The organism is Sinomonas sp. T428B, from assembly GCF_056780155.1.
Window position 1 is genome coordinate 1799817 of sequence record NZ_JBRAZR010000001.1, and the last position, 19588, is coordinate 1819404.

General features: G+C 70.8%; 17 protein-coding genes and 1 pseudogene. 16 read left to right on the forward strand and 2 right to left on the reverse strand.

Features of this window, described 5'->3' with window-relative positions; translation table 11 throughout:
• The first annotated feature begins 15 nt into the window (after positions 1-15).
• The 3 genes from ACUYMY_RS08285 to ACUYMY_RS08295 all read left to right on the forward strand — a co-directional run bounded on the left by ACUYMY_RS08285 (position 16) and on the right by ACUYMY_RS08295 (position 4093).
• Positions 16-1206 (forward strand): helix-turn-helix domain-containing protein, encoded by a 1191-nt coding sequence (locus ACUYMY_RS08285; protein ID WP_481703109.1) that lies wholly within the window; start codon positions 16-18, stop codon positions 1204-1206.
• Positions 1207-1478: 272 nt separating this feature from the next.
• Complete coding sequence (locus tag ACUYMY_RS08290) at positions 1479-2798, forward strand: MFS transporter (RefSeq protein WP_481703110.1); 1320 nt, start codon at positions 1479-1481, stop codon at positions 2796-2798.
• A 14-nt stretch (positions 2799-2812) separates the two neighbouring features.
• Positions 2813-4093, forward strand: coding sequence for an ArgE/DapE family deacylase (locus ACUYMY_RS08295; RefSeq protein WP_481705009.1), 1281 nt, complete (start codon positions 2813-2815; stop codon positions 4091-4093).
• A gap of 6 nt (positions 4094-4099) precedes the next feature.
• Here the strand turns inward: ACUYMY_RS08295 and ACUYMY_RS08300 are convergent.
• Together ACUYMY_RS08300 and ACUYMY_RS08305 are read right to left on the reverse strand one after the other, a co-directional pair.
• Positions 4100-4246 (reverse strand): annotated as a pseudogene (locus ACUYMY_RS08300) (AMIN-like domain-containing (lipo)protein); the annotation flags it as partial.
• A 177-nt stretch (positions 4247-4423) separates the two neighbouring features.
• A complete protein-coding gene (locus ACUYMY_RS08305) occupies positions 4424-5083 on the reverse strand; it encodes an MBL fold metallo-hydrolase (RefSeq protein WP_481703111.1) in 660 nt (219 codons plus the stop codon).
• A gap of 38 nt (positions 5084-5121) precedes the next feature.
• Between ACUYMY_RS08305 and ACUYMY_RS08310 the strand changes: the two genes are divergently transcribed.
• From ACUYMY_RS08310 to secG, 13 genes are all read left to right on the forward strand, one after another.
• On the forward strand, positions 5122-5499 hold the full coding sequence (locus tag ACUYMY_RS08310) for a GntR family transcriptional regulator (RefSeq protein ID WP_481703112.1): 378 nt from the start codon (positions 5122-5124) through the stop codon (positions 5497-5499).
• Between the two features lie 179 nt (positions 5500-5678).
• Positions 5679-8525 (forward strand): excinuclease ABC subunit UvrA, encoded by a 2847-nt coding sequence (gene uvrA, locus ACUYMY_RS08315; RefSeq protein ID WP_481705010.1) that lies wholly within the window; start codon positions 5679-5681, stop codon positions 8523-8525.
• 133 nt (positions 8526-8658) lie between these two features.
• Complete coding sequence (locus tag ACUYMY_RS08320) at positions 8659-9426, forward strand: HAD hydrolase-like protein (RefSeq protein WP_481703113.1); 768 nt, start codon at positions 8659-8661, stop codon at positions 9424-9426.
• Positions 9420-10088 carry a lysophospholipid acyltransferase family protein gene (locus tag ACUYMY_RS08325; RefSeq protein ID WP_481703114.1) on the forward strand — a complete coding sequence of 223 codons (669 nt, stop codon included), beginning with the start codon at positions 9420-9422 and terminating at the stop codon, positions 10086-10088. Before ACUYMY_RS08320 ends, ACUYMY_RS08325 begins: the two co-directional genes overlap by 7 nt.
• A gap of 78 nt (positions 10089-10166) precedes the next feature.
• Complete coding sequence (gene uvrC / locus ACUYMY_RS08330; protein ID WP_481703115.1) at positions 10167-12110, forward strand: excinuclease ABC subunit UvrC; 1944 nt, start codon at positions 10167-10169, stop codon at positions 12108-12110.
• Positions 12111-12123: 13 nt separating this feature from the next.
• Complete coding sequence (gene rapZ, locus ACUYMY_RS08335) at positions 12124-13044, forward strand: RNase adapter RapZ (RefSeq protein WP_481703116.1); 921 nt, start codon at positions 12124-12126, stop codon at positions 13042-13044.
• The gene (locus ACUYMY_RS08340; RefSeq protein WP_481703117.1) at positions 13041-14072 is read left to right on the forward strand and encodes a gluconeogenesis factor YvcK family protein; all 1032 of its coding nucleotides are present in this window, start codon (positions 13041-13043) and stop codon (positions 14070-14072) included. The genes rapZ and ACUYMY_RS08340 overlap by 4 nt, the downstream gene beginning before the upstream one ends.
• Positions 14073-14121: 49 nt before the next feature.
• On the forward strand, positions 14122-15102 hold the full coding sequence (whiA, locus tag ACUYMY_RS08345) for a DNA-binding protein WhiA (RefSeq protein ID WP_481703118.1): 981 nt from the start codon (positions 14122-14124) through the stop codon (positions 15100-15102).
• A gap of 89 nt (positions 15103-15191) precedes the next feature.
• Positions 15192-15827, forward strand: coding sequence for a superoxide dismutase (locus ACUYMY_RS08350; protein ID WP_481703119.1), 636 nt, complete (start codon positions 15192-15194; stop codon positions 15825-15827).
• Between the two features lie 235 nt (positions 15828-16062).
• The gene (gap, locus tag ACUYMY_RS08355; protein WP_481703120.1) at positions 16063-17067 is read left to right on the forward strand and encodes a type I glyceraldehyde-3-phosphate dehydrogenase; all 1005 of its coding nucleotides are present in this window, start codon (positions 16063-16065) and stop codon (positions 17065-17067) included.
• 38 nt (positions 17068-17105) lie between these two features.
• Entirely contained in the window at positions 17106-18350 is a 1245-nt protein-coding gene (locus ACUYMY_RS08360) for a phosphoglycerate kinase (protein WP_481703121.1), read from the forward strand.
• A gap of 91 nt (positions 18351-18441) precedes the next feature.
• Positions 18442-19254, forward strand: coding sequence for a triose-phosphate isomerase (tpiA, locus tag ACUYMY_RS08365; RefSeq protein WP_481703122.1), 813 nt, complete (start codon positions 18442-18444; stop codon positions 19252-19254).
• 57 nt (positions 19255-19311) lie between these two features.
• Positions 19312-19569: a preprotein translocase subunit SecG gene (secG, locus tag ACUYMY_RS08370; protein ID WP_481703123.1), complete on the forward strand. Its 258-nt coding sequence runs from the start codon at positions 19312-19314 to the stop codon at positions 19567-19569.
• Positions 19570-19588 lie beyond the last annotated feature (19 nt).

The following is a 19588-nucleotide window of genomic DNA, read 5'->3' on the forward strand; positions in this document are numbered from 1 at the left end:
GCATAAAATGGTGGGGTGAGTGCAGAGCATCCCGTCCCATCCCGCGCAGCGGCACCCTCGGAGCGGGTCTTCAGGCCAGGGCCCTCGGTCGAGCCGGAGTGGGCCCGCCTCGTCGAACGGCTGTGGCACGAGCGGGAGCTGCTCGTCGAGGACTTCCTCCAGAAGTTCGCGGCCATCTCCTACGGCGAGGCCCGCGTCCCGGAGCAGGACGTCTACCAGGGCGCCGTCGACACGATGGACCTGCTGATCTTCCAGATGGGCGGGGCGGAGGTCCCGCCGGACCTCCGGGCGCTTCCCCGGGAGATCGCCACTCGGCGCGCGCGTCAGGGCGTGCCCCTGGATGCGTTCCTGAGCGCAGTGCGCAACGACTTCCGCGTCCTGTGGAAGGGGCTCGAGCGGGTGGCCCGCCCCGACAGCATCGGCATCCTCGTGGCCAACATGGACCGCGTGCTGGACATGGTGGAGGGGTACGTCAGCAGCATCCAGCAGGCCTTCGCCGAGGAGGAGGCCCTGCTGGCGCGGAACAAGCAGCTCTACCGGCAGCGCCTGCTGTCCCGCCTCTTCCACGGCGACCCGCTCGACGCGGCCGGCGTCCAGGAGGTCGCCGTCGCCCTCGACGTGCCGGCCCAGGGCACGTTCGAGGTGCTCGCCGTGATCGACGACGCCGTTCCCCTCGCCCAGCGCCGCTACGGCTCCTCGGAGGACGTCTACCTCTACGAGAACACCGGCGCCGTGTACCTCTTCCGCCGCCAGCGGAAGGGCCGCACGTGGCTCGACGAGGAGCCGGGCTTCGGCGCAGGCTACGTCCCCGGGGCAGAGGGCCTGGGGGCCGTTCCCGCCGCGGCCGCCGCGGCGCTGGTCCTGGCGCAGCACCGCGGGGGCTCGGCGTTGGCCAGCGTCGAGGAGGCCTGGATGCGGATCGCTGCCGGACTGCTCGAGACGGCGCTGCCCGGCTTCTCGTCGCGCGTCACACGCGCGCTCGATGAGTGCACGCCGCACGAGCGCGAGCGCCTGCTGCAGGTGGCCCGCAGCTACGCCCGCACGGGGTCGATCAAGGAGACGTCCGAGGAGCTCTACTGCCACCGGAACACGGTCGTGAACCGGCTCCGCAGCCTCCAGGAGGTGATCGGCCTGGACCTCACCGTCCCGGCCCAGGCCGCGTGGGCGCTCGTCGCGCTCAGCCGCTACGGCATGGACCGGGCCTAGCCGGACCCGGGCTTCTCGGCCTGTCCAGCGCTCTTCTCGGGCCGTCCCGCACTGAAGCGCCAGGATGTGAATTTGCCCAAGGAAGGCAGGCGAAGTGAGTGGAAATCGCCATTGTTCAGGGAAATCTCACTGATTTACGCTCGAAGACGTATCCCAGATCTGCCAGCGGGATGTTCCTCCAGCGCTCGCCCCTCGGGAAGAGGGCCGTGGCCTTTCGGAACCGCCACGGGGACCCTCAGCGCAGACTCCACTCAGCTCGAAAGGCTCACCCAGTGACGTCTATCAACGGCGCTCCGAGCGCCCCGCCGGTCGTCTCCGGCAAGGACGCGGGCAAGATCGCCCGCGCCGCCTTCGTGGGGACGGCCCTCGAATGGTACGACTACTACCTCTTCGGCACCGCCGCCGCCCTCGTCTTCAACCGGCTCTACTTCACCGACCTGAACCCGACGGCCGCCCTGCTGGCCTCCTTCGCGACCTTCGGCGTCGGCTTCGCGGCCCGCCCGATCGGCGCCGTCGTCTTCGGCTACATCGGCGACCGCTACGGGCGGCGCCCGGCGCTGCTCGCGACGATCGTGATGATCGGCGTCGCCACCGCCCTCATCGGCATGCTGCCCGACTTCTCCAGCATCGGCCTTGCGGCGCCGATCCTGCTCGCCGTCCTGCGCCTCGTCCAGGGCCTCGCCGTCGGCGGCGAATGGGGCGGTGCGGTGACCATGGCGGTCGAGCACGCGCCCGCCGAGAAGCGCGGCCGGTATGCCGCCATGGTCCAGATCGGCTCGCCGGTAGCGACCCTCATGGCCTCCGGTGCGTTCGCCCTCGTCCTGCTCCTGCCGTCCGCGTCCTTCGACGCGTGGGGCTGGCGCCTCCCGTTCCTCGCGGCCATCCCGATGCTGCTCGTCGCGCTCTGGATCCGCCTCAAGGTCGAGGAGTCCCCGATCTTCAAGGACCTGCTCGCCCAGGAGGAGACGGTCAAGGCGCCGGCGCTCGAGGTCTTCCGCCGGGCCGGGGGGCGCCTCGTCGTGGCGGTCCTCGCCGCCCTGCTCGGCGTCGGCGGCTTCTACATGATCACGACCTTCGCGGTGAGCTACGGCGCCAACACGCTCAAGGTGGACCGCAGCATCATGGTCAACGCGACGCTCATCGCGGCTGCCGCCCAGATCGTCGTCACGGTCTACATGGGCCGCCTGGCCGAGAAGGTCGGGGCCGGCAAGGTCACCATGTGGGGCGGCATCGTGAGCGCGCTCCTGGCGTTCCCGCTGTTCGGGATGATCGACACGAAGTCCCCGCTGATGATCACCCTCGCGATCACGATCGGCATCATGCTCATCGCCGTGGCCTATGCCGTCAACGGCGCCCTGCTGACGGAGCTGTTCCCGCCGAAGCTGCGCTACTCCGGCGTCGCCCTCGGCTACAACATCGCCGGCGCGACGAGCGGCTTCATGCCCATGATCGCCACCGCAATGCTCGGCGTGTCCGGCAACCAGTCCTGGGGCGCGGCCCTGATCCTCGCCATCATCTCGCTGCTCACCGCCGTCGGCGGCTACCTCGGCGGGCGCCTGCGCATCGAGGACAAGCACCTCGTCGCCGACTGATGAGCACTCCAGTGATGATCACCGAGGACCAGAGCCGCCGCATCCTCGACGCCGTGGATGCCGCGTTCGATGAGCAGCTCGCCTTCACCCAGGAGCTCGTCAGGCACCCGTCGCTCCGGGCGCGGGAGGGCAGCGCCCAGGACCTCATGTATGCGGCGATGGCCTCGCGAGGGCTCGTGATGGACCGGTGGGAGCTGGATCCCGAGGAGCTCTCGGCCCACGAGGGCTACGGGCCGACCACGGTGTCCTACGAGGGGGTGACCAACGTCGTCGGCTCCTTCCGCCCCAGGGAGGAACGAGGACGCTCGCTCATCCTCAACGGCCACATCGACGTCGTCCCCGAGGGGCCTTCCGAGGCCTGGTCGCGCTCCCCGTGGGACGCGCCGATCATCGACGGCTGGCTGTACGGCCGCGGTGCGGGGGACATGAAGGCGGGGCTCGCCGCCAACCTCTTCGCGCTCGACGCCGTCCGGTCCGCGGGCTTCGAGCCCACCGGCCGGATCCACGTCCAGTCGGTCGTCGAGGAGGAGTGCACGGGGAACGGCTCCCTCGCCGCGCTCCTGCGCGGCTACGGGGCCGACGCCGTCGTCATCCCCGAGCCCGAGGAGGACATGCTCGTGCGCGCCAACGTGGGCGTGCTCTGGTTCCGGGTCCGCGTGAGCGGCAGCCCCACCCACCCGCGGGAGATGGGCTCGGGCTTCAACGCCATCGACGCGGCCTATACCGCGATGTCGGCGCTGCGGGAGCTCGAGGCCAAGTGGAACCTCGAGCGGTTCGGCCACCGCTACTTCGAGGACCTCGACCACCCAATTAACGTCAACTTCGGTGGCATCGCGGGCGGGGACTGGCCCTCGAGCGTCCCGGCGTGGTGCGAGTTCGACGTGCGCGCGGCGATCTACCCGGGCACGCCCGCGGAGAAGGCCTGGGCCGAGCTCCAGGAATGCCTCGCCGCGCTCGCGGCGGGGGAGTCGCCGATCCATGCCGAGGCGACCAGGACGGGGTTCTTCGCCGAGGGCTATGTGCTCGAGCCGGGCAGCGACGCGGAGTCGCTGCTGGCCCAGACCCACGAGCGCGCGTTCGGCCACCCGCTGCAGAGCTTCACGACCCCCGGCTACCTCGACGGGCGCGTCTTCACCCTCTACGGGGACATGCCCTCGCTCGTCTACGGGCCCGTCTCCGAGGCGATCCACGGGTTCGACGAGCGGGTCTCGGTCGAGTCAGTCCGCCGGATCACGAAGAGCATCGCCCTGTTCGTCGCCGGCTGGTGCGGGATCGAGGAGCGCACGTCAGGGTAGTCAGGTTCATGGATGGGCCACGTCGATGACCAGACGCGAGCCTCCGGGGCCGCCCACTGCCTTCACGCGGAACGGCAGCTCGGCGGACAGGCCCAGCCCGAAGTCGGTGGTGCCTTCGAAACTGGCCATGAAGACCGCCTGCTGGAACGCCTCGAGGCTGGGTCAGCACGTCGACGTAGCGGACGAAGTAGCCGCTGACCCTGCCGTCGAAATGGATGACGAGGCGGTCAACATCGCATTCCCTTAGCTCGGTCCGAACGGATGCTGTGATGGTAGGACCCGTTCGGCACCGGCGCCATGGGCTGTGGGCCCCGGGGGAGCGGGAGGGTTCTACCAGCCCCGCTCCGCCCACTCGGCGAGGTGCGGGCGCTCGGCGCCGAGCGTCGTCGGGCGCCCGTGACCCGGGTGGACCTCCGCCTCGTCCGGGTAGACGCCGAAGAGCCGCTCGGTGACGTCGGCGTAGAGCAGCGCGAACCGGTCCGGATCCTGCTGGGTGTTGCCGACGCCGCCGGGGAAGAGCGAGTCCCCGGAGAAGATGATCGGGGGAGCGTCGTGCTCCTCGAGCACGAAGGCGATCGATCCGGGCGTGTGCCCGCGCAGGTGGACGGCGGTCAGGCTGAATCCTTCGGGGCCCCCGAAGCTCCCCACATCCCCGTGGTCCAGCACGACGTCGACCGGCACCGGGATCCCGGAGACGTCCTGCCGGCCCGCGCCGACCTGCGCCCCGGTCGCCGCGACGAGCCCCTCGAGCGCCCGCACGTGGTCCCAGTGCTGGTGCGTCGTCGCGACGAGGGCCAGGCGCGCGGGGGCCTCCGCGTCCGAGGCGCCCTCGGCGAGGAGGGCCTGGATGGCGGGGAGGTCGTCGGCGGCGTCGATGAGGACCTGCGCCCCGGACGCCTTGCCAGTGATGAGATAGACGTTGTTGTCCATCTCGCTCACGGCGATGCGGCGGACCGTCACGCGCTCGAGATCGTGGAGGAGGCTGCTCATGCGGCCAGTCTAGGCATGCCGCCGGTAGGCTGAGCGGCATGTCACATCCCGACTTCCCCGGGCGCTGGCGCCCGAACGCGGAGCTGGCCACGCCGCTCTTCGAGCAGCTGCGGCGCCGCATCATCGCCCTCGCGGACGACGGCGCGCTGCCGGCCGGGCATCGGCTCCCGCCCGTGCGGGCGCTCGCCTCCGAGCTCGGCGTCGCCCCGCACACGGTCGCGCGGGCCTACCGCGAGCTCGAGGACGCGGGCGTCGTCGTCACCGCGGGGAGGGCCGGAACGAGCATCGCCCCGCGCGGCGCCCGTGAGCAGGAGCTCGCCGCCGCAGCCTCTGAGTTCGCCTCCGCGGCCCACGCGCGCGGCTGCACGCTGGAGGAGGCCGTCGAGCTCCTGCGGGCGGCCTACGGCCGGCTCTGACCCCTGCCGGGCCTGAGACGCGCTATCGAAGACGTTTTCGAAATTTTGACGCTGTCGACTAGCATGGACGGGTGCAGAGTCTCTCGACGCTCAACGATTCCCCCTCGACCCAGGCCCCCGGCGCCGGGTCGCCTCGCGTCCTCTCCGGCGCCGCCGCCGGGCCATCGCATCGCCACGACCTGACCCGGATCGTGGTCAAGGGCGCCCGCGAGCACAACCTGCGCAATGTGGACCTCGACCTCCCCCGCGACGCGATGATCGTCTTCACGGGCCTCTCGGGCTCGGGCAAGTCCTCGCTCGCCTTCGACACGATCTTCGCCGAGGGCCAGCGGCGCTACGTCGAGTCGCTCTCCGCCTATGCGCGCCAGTTCCTGGGCCAGGTGGACAAGCCGGACGTCGACTTCATCGAGGGGCTCTCCCCGGCCGTCTCGATCGACCAGAAGTCCACGAGCAAGAACCCCCGCTCGACCGTCGGCACGATCACCGAGATCTACGACTACATGCGCCTGCTGTGGGCCCGGGTGGGGCGCCCGCACTGCCCCATCTGCCACGAGCCGGTCACGCGCCAGACCTCGCAGCAGATCGTCGACCAGCTGCTCGAGCTCCCCGACGGGACCCGGTTCCAGCTCCTCGCCCCGGTCGTGCGCGGGCGCAAGGGCGAGTTCGTCGACCTCTTCAAGGAGCTCGCGGCGAAGGGCTACGCCCGCGCCCGCGTCGACGGCGAGCTCATCCAGCTCTCCGAGCCGCCCAAGCTCGGCAAGCAGTACAAGCACACGATCGAGGTCGTCGTCGACCGCCTCGTGGTCAAGGAGGGCATCCGCCAGCGCCTCGCCGACTCGGTCGAGACGGCGCTGGGGCTCGCCGAGGGCCGCGTCCTCGCCGACTTCGTGGACCGCGACGCGGACGACGACGGCCGCATCCGGGCGTTCTCGGAGAACCTCGCGTGCCCCAACGAGCACCCGCTCGCGATCGACGAGATCGAGCCCCGCTCGTTCTCCTTCAACAACCCCTTCGGCGCGTGCCCGGCGTGCACGGGCATCGGCACGAAGCTCGAGGTCGACGAGGAGCTCGTCGTCCCGGACCCCGCGCTCTCCCTCGCCGAGGGCGCGATCGCGCCCTGGTCGCTCGGCACCGCGACCCAGGAGTACTGGACCCGCCTCCTCGAGGGCCTCGCCGACGACCTCGGCTTCTCCGTCAATACCGCCTGGCACAGCCTCCCGCAGTACGCGCGGGACGCCGTGCTCTACGGCAAGGACCACAAGGTCGTCGTGCAGTACCGCAACCGGTTCGGCCGGGAGCGCAAGTACAGCACGGGCTTCGAGGGCGCCGTCCAGTACATCCAGCGCAAGCACCTCGAGACGGAGTCGGACTTCGCCCGGGACCGGTACGAGGAGTACATGCGCGAGATCCCGTGCCCCGAGTGCGGCGGCGCGCGCCTCAACCCGGCGTCCCTCTCGGTGCTCGTGGGCGGGAAGTCCATTGCCGAGACCTCGCGGCTCCCTCTCCGGGAGGCCCGGGAGTTCCTCTCGACGCTCGACCTCACCTCGCGCGAGGAGCAGATCGCGCACCAGGTGCTCAAGGAGATCGACGCGCGGCTCGAGTTCCTGCTCGACGTCGGCCTCGAGTACCTCAACCTCGAGCGCTCCGCCGGGACCCTCTCGGGCGGCGAGGCGCAGCGCATCCGGCTCGCGACGCAGATCGGCTCGGGGCTCGTGGGCGTGCTGTATGTTCTCGACGAGCCGAGCATCGGCCTGCACCAGCGGGACAACCGCCGCCTCATCGAGACGCTCACGCGCCTGCGCGACCTCGGCAACACGCTCATCGTCGTCGAGCACGACGAGGACACCATCCATGAGTCCGACTGGATCGTCGACATCGGCCCGGGCGCGGGCGAGCACGGCGGCGAGGTCGTGTACTCGGGCCCGCTCGAGGGGCTCAAGGAGAGCCGCCGATCCATCACGGGGGACTACCTCTCCGGCCGCCGCCGGATCGAAGTGCCGGCCAAGCGCCGGAAGGTCGACAAGACGCGCCAGCTCAAGGTCGTCGGCGCGCGCGAGCACAACCTCCAGAGCGTCGACGCGACGTTCCCGCTCGGCGTGCTCACCGCGGTGACCGGCGTGAGCGGCTCGGGCAAGTCCACGCTCGTGAACGACATCCTCTACAAGGTCCTCGCGAACCGGCTGAACGGGGCCAAGCAGGTTGCCGGCCGGCACACTCGCATCGAGGGCCTCGAGCACCTCGACAAGGTCATCCACGTGGACCAGAGTCCGATCGGCCGCACGCCGCGGTCGAACCCGGCCACGTACACGGGGGTGTTCGACCACATCCGCAAGCTCTTCGCCGAGACCACCGAGGCCAAGGTGCGCGGCTACCAGCCCGGCCGGTTCTCGTTCAACGTCAAGGGCGGGCGCTGCGAGGCCTGCAGCGGCGACGGCACGCTCAAGATCGAGATGAACTTCCTGCCGGACGTCTATGTCCCGTGCGAGGTGTGCCACGGCGCGCGGTACAACCGCGAGACGCTCGAGGTCCACTACAAGGGCAAGACGATTGCCGACGTGCTCAACATGCCCATCGAGGAGGCCGCGGAGTTCTTCGCCGCCTTCACGCCGATCGCGCGGCACCTGCGCACGCTCAACGACGTCGGCCTCGGCTACGTGCGCCTCGGCCAGCCGGCCACGACGCTCTCCGGGGGCGAGGCCCAGCGCGTCAAGCTGGCCGCGGAGCTCCAGAAGCGCTCGAACGGGCGCAGCATCTACGTCCTCGACGAGCCCACCACGGGCCTGCACTTCGAAGACATCCGCAAGCTCCTGGGCGTCCTGCAGTCGCTCGTCGACAAGGGCAACACGGTCATCACGATCGAGCACAACCTCGACGTCATCAAGAGCGCGGACTGGATCCTCGACCTCGGGCCCGACGGCGGCTCCGGCGGCGGCCGCATCATCGCCACGGGAACCCCCGAGCAGGTCTCCCGGGTGGACGGAAGCCACACGGGCACGTTCCTCGCGGAGGTCCTCGGCAGGGCGTGAGGCGCTGGCCAGAGGGCTCTGGGAAGGCCCGCATGACCGGCACGGCATGGGCTCGGAACGCCGCAGTTCTGGATCCATGCCCGCGTATTCATACGAGTTTCGGGCACTCCAGACGATATGGGAGACTGTCCCGGTGACTGACAGCCCCGCACTCGTGATCTTCGATTTGGACGGAACTCTCGTCGACCCAGCAGGAAGCATCACGGGCGGCATCGCGCATGCCCTCGCGGACCACGGCTACCCAGTCCCGGACGCGGCGACGCTCTCGAGCATGGTCGGGCCGCCCCTCGTCGAGTCGCTCCGCCGCCTCGCCGAGGTGCCCGCCGAGGCGATCCCCGCCGTCGTGCACACCTACCGCCAGCGGTACATCTCCCACGGCATGGCCGAGAGCCGCCCCTACCCGGGCATCCCCGAGCTGCTCGCGCGCCTGCGCGACCGCGGGCTGCGCCTCACGGTCGCGACCCAGAAGCCCGAGTCCCTCGCCAAGCGCCTCCTCGCCGCGCACGGGCTCGACCGGCACTTCCACAGCATCCACGGCGCGCCCGACGACGAGACGCTGCCGCCCGCCCCGGACGGCAAGACGGGGATCGTGCGCGCGGCCCTGGCCACGAACCACGGGCGCCCGGACGCGGCCGTCATGATCGGCGACCGCCGCCACGACGCGGCCGGAGCCGCCGCGAACGGGGTGCCCTGCATCGGCGTCCTGTGGGGCTTCGCGCCCGAGGGCGAGTTCGCCGCCCTGGACCTCGCCGCCGTCGTCGGGACGGTCGACGAGCTCGAGCAGGCCATCGTCGCCGCTCTGCCCCAGGCCCGCGAGGACAGCGTGTCCCGCGAGGAGAGCGTGCCCCACGAGGACAGGGCGGCCCGCGCCGGCTCGGCGCAGGAGGCCGCCGCGTGGTGATCTACTCCCTCACGCGCCACAGCATCCGCGCCGCCATCGCGGGCCTGTGCCGCCCCACGGTGACGGGGCTTGAGAACGTCCCGAAGGACGGTCCGGTCATCGTCGCCTCGAACCACCTCTCGTTCCTCGACTCCGTGATCATCCAGGCGCTCATGCCCCGCGGCGTCGCCTTCTTCGCCAAGGCCGAGTACTTCAACGGCACGGGCATCAAGGGCAAGCTCATGAAGTCCTTCTTCGAGGGCGTGGGGTCGATCCCGGTCGAGCGTGGCGAGCAGGCCGCGAGCGTGGCCGCGCTCAAGACCCTCCTCGACCTCCTGGACGAGGGCAGGGGCATCGGCATCTACCCCGAGGGCACCCGTTCGCGGGACGGGCTCCTGTACCGGGGCCGCACAGGCGTGGGCTGGCTCGCGCTCACGACCGGCGCGCCCGTCGTCCCGGTCGGCCTCAAGGGCACCGAGAAGCTCCAGCCAGCGGACAGGAACACGATCGTCCCGCGGCACTTCGAGATGGTCGTCGGCGAGCCGCTCTACTTCGAGAAGACCGGCCCAGACCACTCGCTCCCCGCGCGCCGCGAGGCGACGGACCGGATCATGGACGCGATCGCCGCCCTGAGCGGGCAGACCCGGGCGCCTGGGTACAACAAGCCCCCCGCGAACGAGTGAGCCCAGCCGGGGCTCCGGGGCTTGCGGGCCTGGCACACCCTTGATTCGACCTGGCGCCCTCCTGACTAGAATGGACCAGTGGCAGATCCATCGAGCTACCGGCCGAAGACAGGGGAGATCCCCACGGATCCGGGCGTCTACCGGTTCCGCGACCCGCACGGCCGCGTCATCTACGTCGGCAAGGCCAAGAGCCTCCGGCAGCGGCTGAACTCGTACTTCGCGAACCCCGCCACGCTCCTGCCCAAGACCTACGCGATGGTCCACGCGGCCGCGAGCGTCGAGTGGACCGTCGTCGGCAGCGAGCTCGAGGCCCTCCAGCTCGAGTACACCTGGATCAAGGAGTTCTCTCCGCGGTACAACCTGGCCTTCCGCGACGACAAGACCTACCCCTACCTCGCCGTGTCCATGGGGGAGAAGTACCCCCGCGTGCAGGTGCTGCGCGGGGAGCGCCGCAAGGGCACGCGCTACTTCGGCCCGTACACCGCCGGCGCCATCCGCGAGACCATGGACACGCTCCTGCGGGTCTTCCCGGTCCGCTCGTGCAGCGCCGGGGTCCTGCGCCGCGCCGAGCAGAGCGGCCGCCCGTGCCTGCTCGGCTACATCGACAAGTGCTCTGCCCCGTGCGTCGGCCGGGTGACCCCCGAGGAGCACCGCCAGCTCGCAGAGGACTTCTGCGCCTTCATGGGAGGCGAGGCCAAGCGGTTCATCGGCGGCCTCGAGAAGCGCATGGCCGCGGCCGTGGCCGAGCTCGACTACGAGACGGCAGCCCGGCTGCGCGACGACATCATCGCGATGCGCAAGGTCTTCGAGCGCAACGCCGTCGTGCTCTCCGAAGACACCGACGCGGACATCTTCGCCGTCGAGGAGGACGAGCTCGAGGCGGCCGTCCAGGTGTTCCACGTCCGCGGCGGCAGGATCCGCGGCCAGCGCGGCTGGGTCGTCGAGAAGGTCGAGGACACGACACCCGCGGGGCTCGTCACCCACCTCCTCACCCAGGTGTACGGCGAGCAGTCCGAGACGGACGGCCGGCTCCCGCGCGAGGTGCTCGTGCCCGTGCTCCCCGAGGACGCCGAGGAGCTCACCGCGTGGCTTTCCGCGCTCCGCGGGGCACGCGTGACCCTCCGCGTCCCACAGCGCGGGGACAAGGCAGCGCTGCTCGAGACCGTCCACGAGAACGCGGTGCAGTCCCTCCGCCTCCACAAGAGCCGCCGGGCCGGGGACATCACGACCCGATCGCTCGGTCTCCAGGAGCTCCAGGAGGCCCTCGAGCTGGCCGAGCCCCCGCTGCGCATCGAGTGCTTCGACATCTCCCATGTGCAGGGCACCAACGTCGTCGGCTCCATGGTGGTGGTCGAGGACGGGCTCGCGAAGAAGAGCGAGTACCGCCGCTTCGCGGTCACGGGCGACGCCGCCCGCGACGACACCGCTGCGATGCACGACGTCCTGACCCGCCGCTTCCGCAGCTACCTGGCCGACCGGGAGCTGCCCGTCGAGGAGAGGGGCAAGTTCGCCTACCCGCCCAACCTCGTCGTCGTCGACGGCGGCCAGCCGCAGGTCGCGGCGGCCGTGCGCGCTCTCGCCGAGCTCGGCATCGGCCAGGAGGTGCGCGTCGTCGGCCTCGCGAAGCGGCTCGAGGAGGTGTGGCTGCCCGAGGGCGACTTCCCCGTGATCCTCCCGCGGGCGTCGCAGGGCCTCTACATGCTCCAGCGGATCCGCGACGAGGCCCACCGGTTCGCGATCGCGTTCCACCGGCAGAAGCGCGGCAAGTCGATGACGGCCTCGGTCCTGGACGAGGTGCCGGGGCTCGGCCCTGCCCGGAAGAAGGCGCTCCTCGCGCACTTCGGCTCGGTCAAGCGCCTCAAGGCCGCGAGCGTGGCCGAGATCGCCGAGGCCCCGGGCCTCGGCCCGGCCCTCGCCAGCGCCGTCCACGCGCGCTTCCACGGCCTCGGCCCGGCGGGCACGCCGGCCGAGGAGACCGTCCCCGCCGTCAACTACAGCACCGGCGAAATCCTCGACACTTAGCTAGGCTGGGGCCATGAGCGAGACGAGCGCGGCGGACGCGAGCCAAGACACCCTGACCCCCGTCAAACCCACCGCGTCGGAGCTCCTCATCGTCACCGGCATGTCCGGTGCGGGCCGGAGCACGGCGGCCAACGCCCTCGAGGACCACGGCTGGTACGTCGTCGAGAACCTGCCGCCGCAGCTGCTGGGCACCCTGTCCGAGCTCGTCGGCCACGCCTCGGCGAAGATCCCCAAGCTCGCCGTCGTCATGGACGTGCGCAGCAAGGGCCTCGACGCGGACATCCGCGACGCCCTCACGCAGCTCGCCACGAGCGGCACCGAGTACCGCGTCCTCTTCCTCGACTCGAGCGACGAAGTGCTCATCCGCCGCTTCGAGCAGGGCCGCCGCCCGCACCCCCTGCAGGGCGGCGGGCGCATCTCCGATGGCATCGCTGCCGAGCGCGCTCTGCTCGCGGAGCTCAAGGAGAGCGCGACCCTCGTCCTCGACACGTCAGACTTCAACGTGCACGGGCTCGCGACGGCCATCACGGAGCTGTTCTCCGAGAAGGGCCCAGTCACGCTGCGCCTGAACATCATGAGCTTCGGCTTCAAGTACGGCCTGCCCGCGGACGCCAACTACGTGGCGGACGTGCGCTTCCTCCCGAACCCTCACTGGATCCCGCAGCTGCGCCCGCACACGGGCCTCGACCCGGACGTGAGCGACTACGTCCTCGTGGCCAACGGCGCCCAGGACTTCGTGGACCGCTACGTCCACGCCCTCGAACCCGTCCTCGCAGGCTACCGGCGCGAGAACAAGCACTACGCGACGATCGCCGTCGGCTGCACGGGCGGCAAGCACCGCTCCGTGGCGATCGCAGAGGAGCTGGGCAAGCGGCTCGCCCAGCACCCGCGCGTGACCGTGACCACCTCGCACCGGGATCTGGGCCGCGAGTGAGTGCGCTCTTCACCGGCCAGCTCCCGCTCGTACGGCCCGGCGCTGGCACGAACGGGGGCGTGCCCAAGGGCCCCACCGTCGTCGCGCTCGGCGGCGGCCACGGCCTCGCCGCCTCCCTTTCTGCCCTGCGCCTGCTCACCACGGAGCTCACCGCCGTGGTCACGGTCGCGGACGACGGCGGGTCCTCCGGCCGCCTGCGCCGCGACTTCGGCGTCGTCCCCCCGGGCGACCTGCGCATGGCCCTCGCCGCCCTGTGCGACGACACCGACTGGGGCCGCACGTGGCGCGACGTCATGCAGCACCGCTTCCGCTCCCCGGCCGGGACGAGCGGGCTCGACAACCATGCGCTGGGGAACCTGCTCATCGTGACCCTCGCCGAGCTCCTCGGCGACATCGTGGCCGGGCTGCGCTGGGCCGGGGCGCTCCTCGGCGCGCGCGGCCAGGTCCTGCCGATGTCCCGCGTCCCGCTCATGATCGAGGGCGACGTGCTCGTCTCCGGCTCGGGCGCACACGGCGGCGGGGACCGGATCGAGACGATCCGCGGCCAGGCCGCGTGCGCCGTCGCGGGCCGACTCGAGGAGGTACGGCTTGTCCCCGAGGACGCCCCCGCGTGCCCCGAGGCGCTCAGCGCGATCGAGCTCGCCGACTGGGTCGTCCTGGGCCCCGGGTCCTGGTACACGTCCGTGCTCCCGCACCTGACCCTGCCGGAGACCCGGCAGGCCCTGTGCGACACCCCGGCCCGGCGATGCCTCACGATGAACCTCGCGGTGGACACGCAGGAGACGTCCGGCATGAGCGCGGCGGACCACCTGCGGGTGCTCCAACGCACCGCCCCCGAGTTCAGCGTCGACGCCGTCATCGCCGACGTCGCCTCGGTCCGGGACCGCGACGAGTTCGTGCGCGTCGCGGCCGAGCTCGGGGCCGAGGTCCACTTCGGTAGAGTGAGGTCTTCCGGCCACCGGCCGGTCCACGATGCGCTCCGGCTCGCCGGCGCGTACCACGAGATCTTCAACGGCGGCGGGCGATGAGCCCAGCAGGCTCCCTGCCGCCGCGCGCATCCCAGCAGGAGGGCACACCATGGCACTGACCCAGGGCGTCAAGGACGAGCTGTCGCGGCTGGGCGTCAAGAAGTCCTCCGAGCGCAAGGCCGAGGTCTCGGCGATCCTGCGGTTCGCGGGCGGGCTGCACATCATCTCCGGCCGCATCGTCATCGAGGCCGAAGTGGACCTCGCCTCCACGGCCCGGCGCCTGCGTGCCGCGATCCAGGAGGTCTACGGGCACCAGAGCGAGATCATCGTCGTCTCGGGCGGGGGCCTGCGCAAGGGCAGCCGGTACGTCGTGCGGGTCGTGCGCGACGGGGAGGCCCTCGCGCGGCAGACGGGGCTGCTCGACAACCGCGGCCGGCCCGTGCGCGGGCTGCCCTCCGTCGTCGTCAACGGCTCGGCGGCGGATGCCGAGGCCGTGTGGCGCGGCGCGTTCCTCGCCCACGGCTCGCTCACGGAGCCCGGCCGCTCGAGCTCGCTCGAGGTCACGTGCCCGGGGCCCGAGGCCGCGCTCGCGCTCGTCGGCGCTGCGCGCCGGCTGGGGATCGCCGCGAAGGCGAGGGAAGTGCGCGGGGTGGACCGCGTCGTCGTGCGCGACGGCGACGCGATCGCCGCGCTGCTGACCCGCATGGGCGCGCACGACGCGCTCATGGCCTGGGAGGAGCGGCGCCTGCGCAAGGAGGTCCGCGCGACGGCGAACCGGCTCGCGAACTTCGACGACGCCAACCTCCGCCGTTCCGCGCAGGCAGCCGTCGCCGCCGGTGCGCGGGTCGAGCGCGCGCTCGAGATCCTCGGCGACGACGTGCCGGAGCACCTGCGCTACGCGGGCGAGCTGCGCGTCGCGCACAAGCAGGCGAGCCTCGACGAGCTGGGCCGCCTCGCCGAGCCGCCGCTGACCAAGGACGCGATCGCGGGGCGGATCCGCCGGCTCCTGGCCATGGCGGACAAGAAGGCCGCCGAGACCGGGATCCCCGGCACGGAGGCCAACGTTACGCCCGACATGCTCGACGGCTGACGCCTTCGGCGGGGATGCCCTGGGATCTGCATAGGATGGAGCAGTCATCAGCCCGTGCTTCTTGGGATATGGGCGCGGGAAACCAACCGATGGAGGATCTTGTGACCTACGCACTGCCTGAGCTTCCGTACGACTACGCGGCGCTCGAGCCGCACATCTCGGCCCGGATCATGGAGCTGCACCACAGCAAGCACCACGCTGCCTACGTCGCGGGCGCCAACACGGCGCTCGAGAAGCTCGCCGAGGCCCGCGAGGCTGGCGACTTCGCCAACGTCACGCGCCTGAGCAAGGACCTCGCGTTCCACCTCGGCGGCCACACCAACCACTCGATCTTCTGGAACAACCTCTCCCCGGAGGGCGGCGACAAGCCCGAGGGCGAGCTCGCCGCGGCGATCGACGACGCGTTCGGCTCGTTCGACAAGTTCGTTGCGCACTTCAGCGCAGCGGCCACGAGCCTCCAGGGCTCCGGCTGGGCGATCCTCGCCTACGAGCCCCTCGGCGGCAACGTCGTCATCGAGCAGCTCTACGACCAGCAGGGCAACGTCCCCGTCGGCACGATCCCGCTGCTCATGCTCGACATGTGGGAGCACGCCTTCTACCTCGACTACGTCAACGTCAAGGCGGACTACGTCAAGGCGTTCTGGAACATCGTGAACTGGGCCGACGTTGCCAAGCGCTTCGAGGCCGCGCGCCAGGGCGCTGGGAGCCTCATCACCGTCGCGTGAGATTCGCGTCACATTCTGTGACATTCGGTGCGAAAGGGTCCGTCTGTTCCGAGACGGGCCCTTTCCCCGTAGGATGGTGGGCGGAAAGGCCGCGCAGGCCTTTCAGCCATGGACAATGGAGACTCGGGCTGTCGGCCTTTCCTCGTGCAAAATCTCTGCCCAACGATGTGCGGACCGTCTAACAGTTCGAGCAGTCTCCTGGGTGCTCGACTGAGCATCAAGGAGATCGACCAGAGTGACCACTCGTATTGGCATCAATGGCTTCGGCCGCATCGGCCGCAACTTCTTCCGCGCAGCCCTCTCCCAGGGCGCTGACCTCGAGATCGTGGCGGTCAACGACCTCACGAGCCCCGAGACCCTGGCTCACCTGCTCAAGTACGACTCCGTGACCGGTCGCCTCGCCGAGTCCGTGGAGGCCCGTGACGGCGCCATCGTCGTCGGCGGCAAGGAGATCAAGGTCCTCGCCGAGCGCGATCCGGCGAACCTCCCCTGGCAGGACCTCGGCGTCGACATCGTCGTCGAGTCCACCGGCTTCTTCACCAAGGCCGCGGACGCCAAGAAGCACATCGACGCTGGCGCCAAGAAGGTCATCATCTCCGCGCCGGCCACCGACGAGGACATCACGATCGTCATGGGCGTGAACGACTCGCTCTACGACGCGTCGGCGCACAACATCATCTCGAACGCCTCCTGCACCACCAACTGCCTCGGCCCGCTGGCCAAGGTCATCCACGAGGCCTTCGGCATCGAGCGCGGCCTCATGACCACGGTGCACGCGTACACGGCGGACCAGAACCTCCAGGACGGCCCGCACAAGGACCTCCGCCGCGCCCGCGCCGCCGCCCTGAACATGGTCCCGACCTCCACGGGCGCCGCCAAGGCCATCGGCCTGGTCCTGCCGGAGCTCAAGGGCAAGCTCGACGGCTACGCGATCCGCGTCCCGGTCCCGACCGGCTCTGCGACCGACCTCACCGTGACTCTCTCCCGCGAGGTCACCAAGGATGAGGTCAACGCCGCGGTCAAGGCCGCCGCCGAGCAGCAGCTCAAGGGCATCCTCTCCTACACCGAGGACCCGATCGTCTCCTCGGACATCGTGACGGACCCTGCCTCCTCGATCTTCGACGCCGGCCTGACCAAGGTCATCGGCAACCAGGTCAAGGTCGTCTCGTGGTACGACAACGAGTGGGGCTACTCCAACCGCCTCGTGGACCTCACCGAGCTGGTCGCCTCCAAGCTCTGAGTCCCGTAACGTTCCGGGAACTCAGATAGCCTGACCTCATGACTGCACACACTCTCGACGAGCTGCTCGCCGATGGTGTCCGCGGGCGGCGCGTTCTGGTCCGGTCGGACCTGAACGTGCCGCTCGACGGGTCCACCGTCACTGATGACGGCCGCGTCCGCGCCTCCCTCCCGGTGATCCAGAAGCTGGCCGAGGCCGGCGCCCGCGTGATCGTCATGGCCCACCTCGGCCGCCCCAAGGGCGCGCCCGAGCCGAAGTACTCGATCAAGCCCGCGGCGGACCGCCTCGCTGAGCTCGGCGCGAGCGCCGGCATCACGGTCCAGCGCGCCGAGGACACCGTCGGCGAGAGCGCCCAGCGCCTCGCGGCGGCACTCGAGGACGGCCAGGTCCTGGTCCTCGAGAACGTCCGCTTCGACGCCCGCGAGACGAGCAAGGACGACGCCGAGCGCGCGGCGTTCGCGCGCGAGCTCGCGGCCCTGACGGGGGAGAACGGCGCGTACGTCGACGACGCGTTCGGCGCGGTGCACCGCAAGCACGCGTCCGTGTACGACATCGCCCAGATCCTGCCGGCCTACCTCGGCGAGCTCGTCCGCGCCGAGGTCGAGGTGCTCCGCCGCCTCACCGACGGCGCGGACCGGCCCTACGTCGTCGTCCTCGGCGGCTCGAAGGTCTCCGACAAGCTCGCGGTCATCGACAACCTCATCGGCAAGGCGGACAAGCTCCTCGTGGGCGGCGGCATGCTGTTCACGTTCCTCGCCGCGAAGGGCCACAAGGTCGGCTCGAGCCTCCTCGAGCAGGACCAGATCGGCACCGTCCAGGACTACCTCGAGCGGGCGACGGCGGCCGGCACCGAGTTCGTGCTGCCCACCGACGTCGTGGTCGCCTCCGGCTTCGCGGCCGATGCGCAGCACGAGGTCGCCGCGGCGGACGCGATCGAGGGCACGGCCTTCGGCGCCTCCGGCATCGGCCTCGACATCGGGCCTGAGACCGCCGAGGCCTTCGCGCGCGAGATCAAGGGCGCGAAGACCGTCTTCTGGAACGGCCCCATGGGCGTCTTCGAGTTCCCCGCGTTCGCGGCGGGCACGAAGGCCGTCGCCCAGGGCCTCGCCGACGCCACGGGCAACGGCGCGCTCACCGTCGTCGGCGGCGGCGACTCCGCGGCCGCGGTGCGCACGCTCGGCTTCGAGGACGGCCAGTTCGGCCACATCTCGACGGGCGGCGGCGCGAGCCTCGAATACCTCGAGGGCAAGGAGCTCCCGGGCCTCACGGCCCTCGGCGCCTAGCCGTCTCGCTTTTCATCACGGCCGGGCGTGCGGCGCGCTAGTGCGCCCGCGCCCGGCCGTTTCCCTTCAGACCACGACCCCAGGAGACACCGTGACCAGCTCCACCAACGGCACGTTCGACCGCACCCCGCTCATCGCGGGCAACTGGAAGATGAACATGGACCACGTCCAGGCCATCACCCTGCTCCAGAAGCTCGCCTGGACGCTCGACGACGCCAAGCACGACTTCTCGCGCGTCGAGGTCGCGGTCTTCCCGCCGTTCACCGATCTCCGCGGTGTCCAGACCCTCGTCGCGGGCGACGACCTCCCGGTGGCCTACGGCGGCCAGGACCTCTCCCAGTTCGACTCGGGCGCCTACACGGGCGACATCAGTGGCGCGTTCCTGGCCAAGCTCGGCTGCCGCTACGTCCTCGTGGGGCACTCGGAGCGCCGCGAGATCCACGGCGAGACGGACGAGGTCCTCAACGCCAAGACCAAGGCGGCCTTCAGGCACGGCCTTGTCCCCGTGCTCTGCGTCGGCGAGGGCCTCGAGATCCGCCAGGCCGGCACCCACGTCGAGCACACGCTCTCGCAGCTGCGTGCCGACGTCGAGGGCCTCACCGCCGAGCAGGCGGCGCAGCTCGTCGTCGCCTACGAGCCCGTCTGGGCGATCGGCACCGGAGAGGTCGCGGGTCCCGAGGACGCGCAGGAGATGTGCGCAGCCATCCGCGCCGAGCTCGCCCGGATCTTCGGCGCCGAGGCGGCGGCCCGCACGCGGCTCCTCTACGGCGGGTCAGTCAAGGCGGGCAACGCGGCCGCCATCCTGGGTGAGGCGGATGTCGACGGCGTGCTCGTGGGCGGCGCGAGCCTCGATCCTGCCGAGTTTGCTAGCATTGTCAGGTTCGAGAGCCACGCGGCGGCCTAGCCGGCGCACGCACCGACGGCGCGAACCGACCCCAGCGAGAAAGGCCGGAGCACCCACGTGGAAGTCCTGACGATCATCCTGCAGATCCTGCTCGGCATCACGAGCCTCCTGCTGACGCTCCTGATCCTCATGCACAAGGGCCGCGGCGGCGGCCTCTCCGACATGTTCGGGGGCGGCATGTCCTCGGGACTGGCGTCCTCGGGCGTCGCCGAGCGCAACCTGAACCGCTTCACGATCATCCTCGGCCTCACATGGGGTGTCGTGATCATCGCCCTGGGCCTGATCATGCGCCTCACGAGCGTCGGCGACTCCTGACGCGCCGGAAACGCCGAAG